Below are 14,142 nucleotides of genomic sequence, written 5' to 3'. Positions count from 1 at the left end.
TCAGAAGCCGAAGTCGAAGTTGACGAACCAGGCGAACAGCCCGTTCGCAGCGCCGAGGATCGCGGCGGCGATGAAAATCCAGGCGATGTTCTCGCCCGCCCACGACCGCACCCGTTCGGGCGAGAGACCTCGGAAGGCGAGGGCTGCGCCGGCGATGACGAGCATGATGAATACGATGATCATCGCGCCCGCGAGGATGTAGGACGCGATGACCTGAAAGCCCTGGAAGAACGGCGCAGAGAAGTCAGGCTGGATATCGGGCACGTCCACATCGAGCGGGACGAGCAAGTCGTTGAGTGGCATCCGTGCTCCTTGTTTTTCGTCGGTCAAGCGAGCGGAAGCCCGCGAGCAGCCATGAACGGTGCGGGGTCGAGGCGTGCGCCACCGATGCGTAGCTCGAAGTGCAGGTGGCAGCCGTAGGAGAGGCCGGTCGTGCCTTCGGCGCCGAGCCGCGTGCCGGCGCTGACCTGCTCGTTTTTCGTGACAGCGAGGGATCCCCATTGCAGATGGGCGTAGATCGTCTCGACGCCGTCGCCGTGGTCGACCACGACGCTGTTGCCGAACTGGCCCATGCTGCCGGCCGTCGTCACCACGCCGGGGCCTGCAGCGAAGATTGACGCCCCGCATCCCTGGGACAGGTCATAGCCTTTGTGATCAGCCGGGCAGTACGCGCAGCCCCGGACGGGGTGGTAGCCGTAGCCGCGGCCCTTTGTGTATCCGCCGGCGTAGGGATAACCCCATTCGCCGACGACCGCAGGTATGCGGCTGTCGACTGAGTCCGTCTGCGCGGCAGACGTGCCGTTCCCGGCGAGAGCGGCAGTTATCCCGACGAGCGGAGCCGCGATCGCGACGCCGAAGAGCAAGAAGGCCGCGGCGGAGAGCATCGCAAGACGCCGCAACGCCTTATGATGCGACGCGACAGCGACAGCGACAGCGACGGGCGCGGGCATATCAACTCCCGTCGGATCCGAAGAAGCGCACGACCTTGCAATCGCCCGGCTGCTGCGTGGAGCCTGGTGTGGGTGCCGACTCGCCACCGCAGAGGACCTGGACGCGCACGTGGACCGTCTGCTCGTAGCTCGCCTGTTGGTTGCCCTCGGTCGTCGACGTGAAGGTGAGGACAACGTCTGCCTCGCCGATGAACATGTCTCCCGGGGGGTTCTCGGGAACGGCGGAGTACGTGACCGTTTGCGAAACGTCACTTTCCACCCGCCCGTTCTCGGATTCGAGGGCGTTCCAGAGGTTCTCAGGAAGTACCACGGACTGTCGCAGTTCGAGGCGCGCCTGCTCGAGCTGCGCGTCACGGTCGGCTTCCGAGTTGTATCGCGTATCCGGCGTGAACCACGTATCGAGATAACTCAACCATTCGTCGCGCGTGGCCCGAGTGGTGTCGAACGTCGCGGCGGCCGCCAGCGCGGCGCGGATGTAGACGTCCTCATCTCGCGTGATCGGCTCGGCAACCCACCCGAGCTCCGTGACGGCGGCGTCGACCACAGAACCGGGCGGTTCCGTTGACGAGTCGGACGATGGGCTCGCGCTTGCGTTAGTGCTCGTCGGCACGGGATCGGGCTCAGCATCCGCCGTGATGCCGTTGATGATCGCCATCGCCGCGAGCGCACCGACGCCCGCAATCAGCGCGATGCCTCCGACAATCGCCCAGATGAAGCCCGCGCGTCGACGCATGGTTGTCGTGCTCATATCGCCAGCCCCCTCGCTGGTGGATAGCAGCAGGAGACGGAACGGTGTAGCCAGCTCAAGTTGCCTTTCCTGCATGTTATGCGCGCCGGCGGGCAACGAAATGAGTGGCTGTGGATAACTGCGGCTGAAGCCCTGTGCCGACGGCGCGGTCTTGCCGCGATGAGGCGAGTGGTGGGCATGACCGAAGACCTCGCCTCGAGAGCGCGGCTGCACTGCGGGGTACAGCCGCCAGCCCAGCGTCGCCTGTTGTGGTCCGCCATTCCGGCCGTTGACATGTGTGGATACTATACCGATACACTCAACTTGTGAACCATTAATTTAGCCAGTTAGTGAGTGTGGGTCGATCCGGTACGTCACAATGGGGGTGTGCCAAAGTACGCCCGCCCTCGCTACAGCGAGCATGCGGAGGACCCCATCAAAGCACTAGGCAACATGGTGCGAGCGGGCATCATCGGCTTCCTCCGGACCAACGGCCCGGCCTCCCGCGTGGAGATTTCCCGCGAACTCGAGATCCCAATCCCGACCGTGGCGAAGTCTCTGGCGGCGCTGATGGAGTCCGGGCTTCTGCTCTCAGATCCGCCGATGGAAGAGGTTCGGCAGGGGCAGCGCGTGCGTTATCGCGTCAACGACTCCGCGGTCAGCGACATGTACACGAAGCTTGGGATGGCGATCGGGGAGCTGTAGCGCCCCCATGATCACGCTAGGAGAACTCGCCCTCCTGAATGCCCGAGTGATGCACCTTGACCTTCCACTCAACTCGAAGGTTTAGTGTCAGGCACGTGCGTATCTCTGAGTTGTCGCGTCGGTCCGGCGTGCCTGCGACTGCCCTTCGGTTCTACGAGTCGGTGGGCCTCATCGTGGCCGCCCGCGGGACGAATGGATACCGCGACTATGACGACAGCGCCGTCGACCGGCTGACCTTCATCCACGGGGCGAAGCAGCTCGATCTGTCCCTGCCCGAGATCGTTGAGTTGCTGAACGTGGTGGAGGCGGAAAGCTGCACGCAAGTACGCGAAACATTGCGACCGAAGCTGGATGCGCGTCTGCGCGACGTCGACGAGCGCTTGGCGGTTCTGATGAAGCTTCGAGAGCGGCTTGTGGAGGCGACCGATCATGTCGCGGCTTGTCCCGACAGCGGTGATCGCTGCCGAACGGAATGTGTGCTCGCGCGAACGGAGGCGCCATGTGTCGCGAATCCGCTCATAGGTCGAGGGAACCAATGAGGCTCGGCCCGCTTGTCGAGTGGTGGGATCGCCGGCAGATCGCGCTCTACGTCGTTGCCATCGGGGGCGGGGCGATCATGGGACTGGCGGCGCCACAGTTGGCGCCCGTGTTGGGGCATTCGATCGAGCCGGTGTTGATGTTGCTGCTGTTCGCGACCTTCCTCGGTGTGCCTCTCATCGAGGTCGGGCGGGCCTTCCGGGATGTCCGATTTCTCGGCACCGTCCTGGTCGCCAACTTCGTTGTCTTGCCTGTACTGGCGTGGGGGCTGTCTCGGTTCGTCGCGGACGACCGGGGGCTGCTGCTGGGGGTGTTGTTCGTTCTGCTGTCGCCGTGCATCGACTACGTAATCGTGTTCACTGGCTTGGCGGGCGGAGCTCGCGCGCGTCTACTGGCGGCTGCGCCACTGCTGATGCTTGTCCAGATACTTCTGCTGCCGGTGTTCCTGTTCTTGTTCGCTGGAGGCGATTTGATCGCGGTGATCGACGTCGGACCGTTCGTCGAGGCGTTTCTACTGCTGATCGTCCTCCCCCTCGCGGGCGCAGCGACCGTTCAGGCGGTGACGCTACGGCACCGCATCGGGCGCTCCACAGAACGGGCCATGGCGGGTGCGATGGTCCCGCTGATGATGGTGACCCTCGCAGTAGTCGTCGGATCGCAGATTGCCGCCGTCGGCTCCCAAGCACTCACGCTGCTACGAGTTGTGCCGCTCTACATCGCATTCGTGGCACTCGCGATCGCGACCGGACTGCTGGCCGGTCGAGCCGCGCGACTCGACGTGCCCTCCACTCGTGCTGTGATGTTCTCGGCGGCCACACGAAACTCGCTTGTCGTGTTGCCGCTCGCGCTCGCCCTGCCCGCCTCGTTGAGCATCGCGCCGCTCGCGGTCGTCACCCAGACGCTGGTGGAACTCGTCGCCATGCTCGTGCTCGTGCGCCTCGTGCCTCGCATCGCTCGGCACAGCGCTCCTGCAGCGGCAGCCGAATGATCCATCCCGGCCAGGACGGCTCGATCAGCCTTCTCCTCGGTTGCCGGGTCGGAAACGGCCGCGTGATAGCGGCCATGTCCAGCCCGAGGTCGCCCGCGAGCCCTTGGAGAAACGGGGATCGCTGGGCTTCTCTCATTCCCGGGAGCCGTGAGTGCGCAAAGAACGAGTAAAACCGGTTTGCTCGCGCCGCGTGGTCCGACCACGCTTGCCGGTGCGAGTCGTCTCGTAACCAACGGTGAGGACCGAACTTGCGCGGTCACCGTCCAGGGGAGGATTCGACGCGAGGCCAGCGGACGATGAAACCGCCGTACGTTGCGGGGCGCTGCAAGGGTGAGGGCGCTGGCAGACTTGCGGGTGACGAGTCGACAAGCCAGTGGTTGAGGACCATGAAGCTATGCTCGACAGAAGGGCGGCCGATCGCTTATGACGGAGTTCCTGCTCGTACTCGCGTTCGCGGCGCTACCCGCTGTCGGCAACCTTCTCGGCGGCGTCACCGCGGAGGTGTTCCGAGCCTCTGACCGTACCCTCAGCCTCGCGCTGCACCTGGCCGCAGGTATCGTCCTCGCAGTCGTCGGGCTCGAACTCATGCCCGAGGCGTTGCAGGCCGGTCAGCCCTGGATCCCCATTGTGGCGTTCGCAGCTGGCGGCCTCGCCTTTCTCGGCATCGCGCAAGGTATCAGATATGTGCGAGCGCGATCCGGCAACCACGGCACGAACACGGGACCGTCGGCAATTTACGCCGGGGTCGCCCTGGACCTGTTCAGCGACGGCATCATGATCGGCACCGGTTCCGTCCTCAACCCCGCCCTGGGTCTGCTCCTCGCGGTGGGCCAGGTTCCTGCTGATTTCCCGGAAGGATTCGCCGCGGTCGCGACACTGCGCAGCGCCGGCGTGGCACGCCGGACGCGGATACTTATGTCGCTCAGCTTTGCTCTTCCGATTCTGCTCGGCGCCACTCTCGGCTACTTCGCGCTTCGCAATGCTCCGGAGGTCATCACCTTGTCGGTTCTTGCGCTGACCGGTGGAGTCCTGACCAGCGTCGTGGTCGAGGAGATGATTACCGAGGCTCACGAGACAAAGACCAGCCGTCTTGAACCAATCTTTCTCACCGCAGGGTTTGCACTGTTCGCCCTCATTTCCGCATACCTCGGATAGCCGGAATCCTGAGCAGTCGTCGTCGAGATGATGGAGGAGTAATGCCCCGGTGGATGAAACTGATACAAACAATCACGTTATCGGTCGGTGCGCCGATGCTTCTTCGCCGGATGAAGCAGGAAATCGGATCGCAGGGCACGCTTTCGGGACCAACAGCCGCATGGATGTGGGTCACCTACGGCATCCATTCGGCGCTCCTTCTCGATGCATTCGCCACAGCAACCACGGCTCCACCTCTCGCAAGACCGGTACGGGGGACGCTTCAAGCCCTGACCGTCATGGGTATGTCGATGTGCCTCGCCGGTATGCGTCGCTTTGCCAGCCCTGCTCAGCTCAGCGGAACCGATGTCGGTGACCTGGTGACCGGCGGCATCTATCGCTATAGCCGGAATCCGCAGTACCTCGGGGCCGTCGTGGCGTTGTTCGCGACGTCCGCTCTTTGCCGGTCAGTCAAGGGCACTGTCCTGACAGGGGCCCTCCTGGCTGCGTATCGGGTCTGGGTGCCCATAGAGGAGAATCACCTGCATCGACAGTTCGACCCGGCGTATCGCAGGTATAGGGCCGCCACCCCACGATGGCTGAGGATTCGGGCGTGATTCCGCAACAATCCAAACCTGATCGCTGAGCGGGTCGAAGCCGCGGTCATGGACCTGAGAGCAACGGCTGCGCGAAGCGCCGCCGGGTGCGGACCTGGCGGCTGTGTCCGCGGCGATGATCACGCCCAGTTTGCAGCGGCGAGGGCTCCGGCTTGCGGATGATCCCTGAGCCTGGCCGGTAGATCTCCTGATAGATCGTCTCCGTCGCCACCCGCGCACCCGGACCAGTCGGGTAAGCGAGCTTGAATGCGGCTCTTCACGAACGAGGGTGTAGTCGGTTGAGCGCGTGGGTGGCGGGATAGGCGTCGAGGTCTCCCGGAGGATGGAAGTTCTTCACGCTTCCCATCCCGAAAGACCTCGACGTGCTCAACCCTACGTTTGCGACCCCTGACCTGACCACGTTCTGCCGCCTCGACGAGCTCGGCCTCGTCGCTGTGGGGCAGCGGATCGAACCGGACCAGGCGACGATCGAGTGTCGCCTCGCGGAACCGGACCCGTGGTGCCGCTCGTGCGGCAGCGAGGGCATCGTCCGCGATAGCGTCACGCGCAAGCTCGCGCACGAGCCGTTCGGGCATCGACCGACGACGCTGCTGGTCCGCGTGCGGCGGTATCGGTGTGCTCACTGTCGTCGGACGTGGCGGCAGGACACGAGCGTGGCGGCGCAGCCGCGGGCGAAGATCTCTCGTGGCGGACTGGAGTGGGCATTGCGGGGGATCGTGGTCGACCATCTCACCGTGTCCCGCGTCGCCGCGGGCCTGGGAGTGTCGTGGAGCGCGGCGAACGATGCCGTGCTCGCCGAAGGCAGACGCCGCTTGGTCGATGACCTGGACCGGTTCGACAACGTGACCACGATCGGCGTGGATGAGCATGTCTGGCGTCACACCAGGTTCGGTGACAAGTACGTCACCGTGATCATCGATCTCACGCCCGCGCGGGAGAAGACGGGCCCGGCGCGGCTGTTGGACATGGTCCCGGGCCGGTCGAAGCAGGTGTTCAAGCAGTGGCTCGCCGCGCGACCGCAGGCGTGGCGCGACGGGGTCGAGGTCGTCGCGATGGACGGGTTCTCCGGGTTCAAGACCGCCGCTGCCGAGGAACTCCCTGACGCGGTCCCGGTGATGGATCCCTTCCACGTCGTCCGTCTCGCCGGCGACGCGTTGGACCGGTGCCGGCAACGCGTCCAGCAAGACACCACCGGGCACCGGGGCCGCTCCGGCGACCCGCTCTACGTCTCTCGCCGCACCCTGCACACCGGCGACGGGCTCCTCACCGACAAGCAACGCGCACGCCTGACCGCCCTGTTCGCCGTCGACGAGCACGTCGAGGTCGAGGCGACCTGGGGCATCTATCAACGCATCGTCGCCGCCTACCGCGAACCCGACAAGCAGAAAGCCAAGGCCATGATGCAGGCGGTCATCGACGCCATGACCTGCGGAGTCCCCGCCGCGCTGGTCGAAATCCGACGGCTGGGCCGGACACTGAAGCAGCGCGCGACCGACGTGCTCGCGTTCTTCGACAGACCCGGCACCAGCAACGGCCCGACCGAGGCCATCAACGGACGGCTCGAGCACCTCCGCGGGTCAGCCCTCGGCTTCCGGAACCTCACCAACTACATCGCCCGATCACTGCTCGAAGCCGGAGGATTCAAACCCGCAATACACCCTCGTTCGTGAAGAGCCTTGAATGCTCGAGCGATCTGCTGCGGACTCCGCTCACCGAGCCGGGCGAGCACGAACGCGCGCAATCCGGCGTCCATCGACAGCTTGACCTCACCTGAGAGCCGGACGCCGCATAACAAGCGGCAGAGAACCTGAGGCGGTTCAGTTTGCGAGCATGGCGTTCCTCGAGTTGATGCGTGAGCTACGCGTTCATGGCCATCAGCATGGCGGCCATTCCGGCCGCCATCGCTGCATAGACGACGTCGTGAAGGCGTTGGGCGCGGCGACGAAACACGAGAACGATCCACCAGAGCGCTGTTGCGGCGCTCGCAGCGATAACAAACATACTCACGGCGTCCGCCCAGTCAGCCGCGCCGGCCGGCATCGCGGCCGCGTCAACACCGTGGTGTTGCTCGGACGACTCTGCCTCGCCCGTCGTCGTCCCTACCATCAGCAGCGGCATCGCCAGCAGCATCCAGATCATCGCTGCGTTCAGCGCGAAGTGTCCTACAACAGACACTCGCTGTGATGTGCTGCCACCGGTGAAGGCGCCCGGTAGGAGGGTGACCGCGAATACCGCGAAGACGGCGACCTGCGCCCACGTCACGAACTCGATGGCTGTAATCCAGATCATGAGGATCATCGAGACGCTCATCACAAGGTGGTTGATGTTGATGAGGGCGTATCGGCTGGAGACGCCGTCCTCGGCGTGGGATCGCGAGCGGTGCGCTACCAGATCCACCGCGCACCACAAGCCGATCGTGGCAAAAAGAAGCGTGAGAATGAGACCCCAAGGTGATGGCAGCACTGCCCCAGACTACTACAATGTGTAGAGATAGAACCGTCTCCCGCTTCCCGAAAAAGACATGCGAGTCGGAGTTCTTGCTTCGGTCCACGGTCTCAAGCCTGAAAGATCGCGTCAGCCCTTGTGAGCTTCCGCGCGGGAGACCACTCACGATCGGTGAGTCTTTCCGCTCGCAGCTCCAGGGTCACGTCTTGCGTGTGGCGGGCGACGTGCACGAGCGCGTTCGCGAGATGCACTGCGCCTGCACGGCGCGCTGCATCGTCGTCGGCAATGAGTTCGACCAGCAGCGTCGTTGCACGCAACAACTGTTTACCCGCTAATGAACTCGGAAGACAAGCGCGGTCCAGCTCCGCTAGCTGGAGGGCGAGGTAGTGCCGTCCGCGCAGATGAGCTCGCTCGTGGGCCACGACGGCCCGCAGTTGCGCGGGGGTGAGGATTGCTCGCAGTCCCGTCGAAACGACTACCGCGGCGTCTCGTCCCGGGATCGCGCAGGCGAATGGTTCGTCGCTGCGGCAAGTGAGGAGAATGGTGCGCCGATCGAGCCGCTCGCTTGTGTGCGGCAGTGCCAGAACATTTCCGAAAGTCCGGCTTCCCGCTCCGACGATCTCATCGGAACGGACCCCGATGATGACCAAGGCGGCACCCAAGGCGCCCAGAGCGCACCAACCCGCGACGGTGTGTGCGATTCCCACGGCGGCGTTCGGTGTGTGCTGAGCCGAGAGGGTTGCGGTCACGGCGGCTGCGATGGAGGCGGCAACCGCAAGTACGCCGATGCCGAGAGCGGCGTGCCAAGCGGCCAGCGCTACCCGCGGGAATCGAACCTGCCAGCGGCCGACGGTCAGTAGCCGAGATCCGCCCCACCACGCCACGACCGTCACAAGAATGCAGACGCCGACCGCGATCGCCATCACGACGTGGGGCGCTTCTTCGTCAGTGCGGCACGGAGCATCTTCACATCGTCAGCGTCGAGATCCCCGGCGAACTGCAGCAACGCCGCACGGCGGTCATCTAGGCCTTCGAGTGCAGAGTGCATTGAATCACTCGCGGTTTCGGCCGCGGAGAGACGAGCGGCGAAACGCACCTTTCTGGGAGACTCGGCGTGTCGAGTGACCTCGCCCTTGTGGATCAATCGATCGAGGGCGGTCAGGATCGTCGTGTAGGCCGGCGTAGGGTCCGTAAAGGCCGCCTTGATATCGGCCGCTCCGATGGGTGCCGTGTGACGGCGGAGGATCGCGAGGACTTCGCTTTCCAGCTCGCCATGCCCTCGTCTTCGCCTTCCGCTCATCGATGACCTCCTGTCGTCATGTTACCCATTGACGACCTCAGGGCCCTGCGCAATCCGCTCCCGTAGTGCACAGGATGTAGAGTTGTTCGTGTTGTCGATCGGCGATCAGACTGGAGGGGCTGCGGATGGTGCAGAGCCGGTCCCTCATTGACAGGACGACGTTCGAGCAGTGCGAGCACACCATCCACGAAGCGCTCGCGCCCCGGGATGGTGTCGGTGACGTCCAGGACACCGCCTCCGAGGGTCTTGCCGTGGTCCAGCGCGACGGTTGGCTCGACGTGGACTGGGTCGCCGGCGCCGTGACCGAAGCTGGCTACGCCGTTTGCGTATGACCGACACTTCCACTGCTGAGTTTGCGTCGTACCCTGACCGCCGCAGTCGACGCGCTCCCATTGGAATCATCTTCATCTCCGGCGTTGCGGTCGCCCTGGCCCTCGGTGCTCCGATCGCCTTCACCGCCTCCTTGGGGGACACGGGGTACTCGATGCTGTCACGCAGCTACCCCGGTTCGGTGACGGCGCTGTTCTCCACGACCTTGCGCACGATCGTCGACGCAGCATCGTGGCTCACGATCGGTTCGCTCGTCGTGATGATGGGCGTCCTCGCCGCGCCCAGGCGAAGAGCACTCGAAGTCGTCGCCGCCCTCGAACTGCGAGTCCTGCGCTATGCGCTGCTGGGATGGATGCTGGCTGCCGCGGCGCTGGTTCCGGTCGACGCTGCCGACGCGAACGGTCTGAGCATCGCTCGTCTCGCCGAGCCCGGCGCGCTCGGCTATCTGGTCGAGGCTGCCTATTTACCCAAAGCATGGGTCGTCGTCTTCTTCGCCGCGGGCATGGCATCGCTCATCGCTCTGTTCGCACAGCGATGGGCGACATTCCTGCCGGTTGCGCTGCTGTCCGCACTAGCGATCCTGGCCCCCGTGCTGGTCCACCAGGTTCAGGTAGGCGCTGACCACGACTTCGGGTCAGATGCGGCCATGTTCCAGACGCTCGCAGTCGCGGTCCTGTTCGGTACCGCCATCATGCTAGCGGGACGCGCCGCAACTGGGAGGCTGCTAGGCCCGCAGGCGGTGACCCGCGCCGGGTGGCTCATGGCGGTGTCCTGGGTGGTCGTCGCAGCGGCCGACGTCGTGCTGGCGATGTTCAAGCTCGCCGGGCCCTTCGACGGCAATGTGACCGTCTTTCTCATTGCCGGGCGTGCCGCCGTCATTCTCCTTGCCGGTGTGCTGGTCATCGCGTTCTGGATGCTGCGTCGACGATGGACTGACCGACGCCTTATCCGTCTCGTCAGTTCGCTCACGATCCTGGCGAGCGCGTACCTCGGACTCACAGTGGCGATGCTCCGGGTGCCGCCGCCGCAGTACTTCGTTAACACGAACATCTCTCAGATCTTCTTCGGCTACGACATCGCAAATGTCCCGCCATCGTGGGCGACGATGCTTACGCAGTGGCGCCCCAACATTCTCTTCGTGATTCTGTCGGTGCTCGGCGTGAGTGTCTATTTGGCGGCTGTCATCCGTCTCCGCCGCAGGGGGGATGCGTGGCCGGCGGGGCGAACGATCGCGTGGCTGCTCGGGTGGGTTGTGGTCTTCGTGTCCACGAGCTCCGCCCTTGGCCAGTACTCCGGTGCCCAGTTCGGTACGCACATGATCGTGCACATGAGCCTCAATATGCTCGCGCCCGTTCTGCTCGTCCTCGGTGGGTTCGTTACCCTGCTGCTACGTGCGACGACGCCGCACTCACGCGCGGAAGCCGCAGGGCCACACGAGTGGATCACCGCCGTGTTGCATTGGCCGGGTACACGGATCGTCTACAGCCCGATTCTCGTTTTCATCGTCTACATCGGCTCTTACTACGCCCTCTACCTGACGCCGCTATTCGAGAACGCCATGCGATACCACTGGGCACACCAAACGATGAACCTGCACTTCCTCGTGGTCGGGTACCTCTTCTACAGCCTCGTCATCGGAGTGGATCGACCACCACGGCCGCTGCCTCCCATCGGCAAACTCGGGTATGTCCTTGCGGCGATGCCGTTCCATGCGTTCTTCGGCATCGTCCTGATGACCGCCACGGTCCCGATCGCGGACAACTTCTACCGCACCCTCGACTTCCCGTGGATGGGCGATCTGATGGTGCAGCAGCAGTTCGGCGGTGGGGTGGCCTGGGCAGGCGGCGAGCTGCCGCTCCTGATCGTCGTGACCGCCCTCGGCATTCAGTGGTCGCGCCAAGACCAGCGCGAGGCGAAACGCAAAGATCGCCACCTCGACTCTGGCGCCGACGACGAATTCGATGCCTACAACCGCATGCTGACCGAGGTGGCCGACCGATCGACCCGCGCCAACAGACCGGTTCCCACCTCGGCACCTTCGAAGGACACTCTATGAGCACAACGGAGCCTCGCTCAGTCGCGGCACCCTCGATCGAACTCAACGTCTCAGGGATGAGCTGTGCCGCCTGCGCCGGCCGGGTCGAGCGGGCGTTGAACCGCATCGACGGCGTCGATGCGGTGGTGAACTACGCCACCGAACGGGCCGTCGTGAGCGGCCTCGAGCCGTCGCGTGAGTCAGAGGCTGTCGAGGCGGTCGCCCGCGCCGGGTACGGCGCCGAGGTGCGTGTGGATTCCGCCGACGAGTGGACCCGGCGTAGCAACGAGACCCGGATAACGGATCTGCGCCGACGCCTGATCCTCGCCGCGCTCCTCACGGTACCGCTGATGGATCTGACGCTGATCCTCGCTCTCGTTCCGGGTTTGCGGTTTCCCAACTGGGAGTTGCTGTGCATCGCGCTCGCCCTGCCGATCGTCACGTGGGCGGCCTGGCCGTTCCACCGCGCCACAATTCGCAATCTCCGCCACGGCGCAGTGAGCATGGACACTCTTGTGTCCCTCGGAATCGCGGCCTCGTTTGGCTGGGCGCTGGTCGCCGTGCTCAGCGGATCCGACTCATCCGGCTATTGGATCGGCTATGGCCCAACACCACCTGGTGCCAACGCCATCTACTTGGATGTCGCTGCGGGCATGACCACGTTTCAACTCGCTGGCAGGTACTTCGAAGCACGCTCCCGCCGCAAGGCGGGCGATGTCCTGGATGCGCTAGCCGCACTCGCGCCCGCGTCCGCCCGGGTTCGCCGTGACGGAGTCGACGTCGTCATTCCCATCGGAGAAGTTCGCGTGGGAGACACCGTCGTGGTTCTCCCCGGCGAGACCCTCCCCGTCGACGGCGGAGTCACGGAGGGCTGGGCGGCCGTGGACACCAGCGCGATGACGGGTGAGCCGGTGCCGCGTGAGACCGGCCCAGGGAAGACCGTGATGGCCGGCACCGTCAATACGAACGGGCGCCTCGTCATCCTCGTCGCGGCCACCGGGACTCGAACACAACTGGCCCAGCTAGCCTCGCTGGCCGAACGTGCTCAAGAAACCAAAGCACGCGTCCAATCTCTCGTCGACCGGACCGTGCAGTGGTTCGTGCCGGCGATCGTCGTACTCGCCGTCGCCACGACCACGGGGTGGTTGCTCGCGGACACGCAGCTTCCACGCGCTATCTCGATCGGCGTGGCGGTCTTGATCATCGCCTGCCCGTGCGCACTGGGCCTTGCCACACCCACGGCGCTCATGGTCGGCGTCGGCCGGGGCGCGCAGCTGGGCATCCTCATCAAAGGGCAGGGAGCGCTGGAAGCATCCGGTCGCATCGACACCGTCGTGCTCGACAAGACCGGTACGCTCACCGAAGGCGTCATGCATGTCGTAGAGCAGACGGTTGATTCCAGCATCTCGGCACACGACGCGCTGCGTATCGCAGGTGGTCTCGAGGCCAGCTCGACGCACCCCATCGCTGCGGCGATCCTCGATCACGCGCGAACGAAGGTGCACGACCTGTCGGACGTGGCGGACTTCCGTGTGGTGGCTGGACTCGGTGTGGAGGGCGCCGTCGAGGGCGCGAACACCGCCATCGGTGGGCCACGGCTCGCCGCCCACCTTGATGCAGACATTCCACCGGCGCTGAAGGAAGCGATCGACCGGGCGCGCACGGCGGGAGCTTCACCCCTCGTGCTTGTGCGGGACCGAAGGGCCGTCACAGTGTTCGCCGTCGAGGACCGCGTGCGCCCGAGTGCCGTTGCGGCCGTAGCGGCCTTGACGGATCTCGGCATGCACACCGTTCTCCTCACTGGCGACGATGATGCGTCAGCGCGACGGGTGGCTGCAACCGTCGGTATCGACGACGTGCGCTCACAAGCCACGCCGGTCGAGAAGGCGCAGGCAATCTCAGACCTTCGCGCAGCCGGTCACCGCGTCGCGATGGTCGGAGATGGCATCAACGACGCTGCAGCCCTGGCTAGCGCCGACCTAGGGATGGCCGTCGTAAGCGGTACTGACGTCGCGCTCAAATCTGCCGACATCATCCTCGTCCGTGACGACCTCAGCGTCGTGCCTGACGCGATCGGCCTCTCTCGGCGAACACTAGGCGCCATCCGCGGGAACCTCGTTTGGGCATTCGGCTACAACATCGCCGCGATCCCCCTCGCGTCTGCTGGCCTGCTGAACCCGCTGATCGCGGCGGCCGCGATGTCGCTGTCGTCAGTCTTCGTCGTGTGGAACAGTCTCCACCTGCGGAACTTCGCGCCGACACGCCGCCGGGAAACGTAAAGCTTGTCCCGCTTCAGTCGTCACGCGGCTCGCAGACCACTCACTGGACCAATTGAAACCCCCAGCGGCTCACTCTGAGCAGCTCGACAGGGGCT

15 protein-coding genes are annotated in these 14,142 nt (G+C 64.9%); 9 read left to right on the top strand and 6 right to left on the bottom strand.

The window, feature by feature from the left end; genetic code table 11:
• Genes M4I32_RS12430 through M4I32_RS12420 form a run of 3 tightly spaced genes read right to left on the bottom strand, consistent with a single transcriptional unit; the run spans window position 1 to window position 1,794 of the window.
• Window positions 1–303, bottom strand: a complete 303-nt coding sequence (locus tag M4I32_RS12430) for a hypothetical protein (protein ID WP_319034793.1) — start codon at window positions 301–303, stop codon at window positions 1–3.
• Between the two features lie 23 nt (window positions 304–326).
• Window positions 327–950 carry a M23 family metallopeptidase gene (locus tag M4I32_RS12425; RefSeq protein WP_319034792.1) on the bottom strand — a complete coding sequence of 208 codons (624 nt, stop codon included), beginning with the start codon at window positions 948–950 and terminating at the stop codon, window positions 327–329.
• A 1-nt stretch (window position 951) separates the two neighbouring features.
• A complete protein-coding gene (locus M4I32_RS12420) occupies window positions 952–1,794 on the bottom strand; it encodes a hypothetical protein (RefSeq protein ID WP_319034791.1) in 843 nt (280 codons plus the stop codon).
• A gap of 270 nt (window positions 1,795–2,064) precedes the next feature.
• On the opposite strand from M4I32_RS12420, the gene M4I32_RS12415 reads away from it, so the two are divergent.
• The 6 genes from M4I32_RS12415 (at window position 2,065) to M4I32_RS12390 (ending at window position 7,328) form a co-directional block, all read left to right on the top strand.
• Window positions 2,065–2,382: a winged helix-turn-helix domain-containing protein gene (locus M4I32_RS12415; protein ID WP_319034790.1), complete on the top strand. Its 318-nt coding sequence runs from the start codon at window positions 2,065–2,067 to the stop codon at window positions 2,380–2,382.
• 95 nt (window positions 2,383–2,477) lie between these two features.
• Window positions 2,478–2,921: a MerR family transcriptional regulator gene (locus M4I32_RS12410; protein WP_319034789.1), complete on the top strand. Its 444-nt coding sequence runs from the start codon at window positions 2,478–2,480 to the stop codon at window positions 2,919–2,921.
• A complete protein-coding gene (locus M4I32_RS12405) occupies window positions 2,918–3,907 on the top strand; it encodes an arsenic resistance protein (RefSeq protein ID WP_319034788.1) in 990 nt (329 codons plus the stop codon). The genes M4I32_RS12410 and M4I32_RS12405 overlap by 4 nt, the downstream gene beginning before the upstream one ends.
• A gap of 423 nt (window positions 3,908–4,330) precedes the next feature.
• Window positions 4,331–5,062 carry a ZIP family metal transporter gene (locus M4I32_RS12400; protein ID WP_319034787.1) on the top strand — a complete coding sequence of 244 codons (732 nt, stop codon included), beginning with the start codon at window positions 4,331–4,333 and terminating at the stop codon, window positions 5,060–5,062.
• Window positions 5,063–5,115: 53 nt separating this feature from the next.
• Window positions 5,116–5,658, top strand: coding sequence for an isoprenylcysteine carboxylmethyltransferase family protein (locus tag M4I32_RS12395; protein ID WP_319034786.1), 543 nt, complete (start codon window positions 5,116–5,118; stop codon window positions 5,656–5,658).
• A gap of 362 nt (window positions 5,659–6,020) precedes the next feature.
• A complete protein-coding gene (locus M4I32_RS12390) occupies window positions 6,021–7,328 on the top strand; it encodes an ISL3 family transposase (protein ID WP_319034785.1) in 1,308 nt (435 codons plus the stop codon).
• 187 nt (window positions 7,329–7,515) lie between these two features.
• Here M4I32_RS12390 and M4I32_RS12385 read toward each other — a convergent pair whose 3' ends face one another.
• The 3 genes from M4I32_RS12385 to M4I32_RS12375 all read right to left on the bottom strand — a co-directional run bounded on the left by M4I32_RS12385 (window position 7,516) and on the right by M4I32_RS12375 (window position 9,403).
• The gene (locus M4I32_RS12385) at window positions 7,516–8,121 is read right to left on the bottom strand and encodes a DUF5134 domain-containing protein (RefSeq protein WP_319034784.1); all 606 of its coding nucleotides are present in this window, start codon (window positions 8,119–8,121) and stop codon (window positions 7,516–7,518) included.
• A gap of 92 nt (window positions 8,122–8,213) precedes the next feature.
• A complete protein-coding gene (locus M4I32_RS12380) occupies window positions 8,214–9,026 on the bottom strand; it encodes a M56 family metallopeptidase (RefSeq protein ID WP_319034783.1) in 813 nt (270 codons plus the stop codon).
• Complete coding sequence (locus M4I32_RS12375; RefSeq protein WP_319034782.1) at window positions 9,026–9,403, bottom strand: BlaI/MecI/CopY family transcriptional regulator; 378 nt, start codon at window positions 9,401–9,403, stop codon at window positions 9,026–9,028. Before M4I32_RS12375 ends, M4I32_RS12380 begins: the two co-directional genes overlap by 1 nt.
• Before the next feature lie 125 nt (window positions 9,404–9,528).
• Between M4I32_RS12375 and M4I32_RS12370 the strand changes: the two genes are divergently transcribed.
• Genes M4I32_RS12370 through M4I32_RS12360 form a run of 3 tightly spaced genes read left to right on the top strand, consistent with a single transcriptional unit; the run spans window position 9,529 to window position 14,047 of the window.
• Entirely contained in the window at window positions 9,529–9,735 is a 207-nt protein-coding gene (locus tag M4I32_RS12370; protein WP_319034781.1) for a heavy metal transporter, read from the top strand.
• A complete protein-coding gene (locus M4I32_RS12365) occupies window positions 9,732–11,789 on the top strand; it encodes a cytochrome c oxidase assembly protein (RefSeq protein ID WP_319034780.1) in 2,058 nt (685 codons plus the stop codon). The genes M4I32_RS12370 and M4I32_RS12365 overlap by 4 nt, the downstream gene beginning before the upstream one ends.
• Window positions 11,786–14,047 carry a heavy metal translocating P-type ATPase gene (locus tag M4I32_RS12360; protein WP_319034809.1) on the top strand — a complete coding sequence of 754 codons (2,262 nt, stop codon included), beginning with the start codon at window positions 11,786–11,788 and terminating at the stop codon, window positions 14,045–14,047. Before M4I32_RS12365 ends, M4I32_RS12360 begins: the two co-directional genes overlap by 4 nt.
• Window positions 14,048–14,142: the final 95 nt, after the last annotated feature.

Source organism: Microbacterium sp. LRZ72 (assembly GCF_033792225.1).
GTDB lineage: Bacteria > Actinomycetota > Actinomycetes > Actinomycetales > Microbacteriaceae > Microbacterium.
Note: the sequence above shows the minus strand (reverse complement) of the source record. Positions and strands in the feature narration are given on the sequence as shown.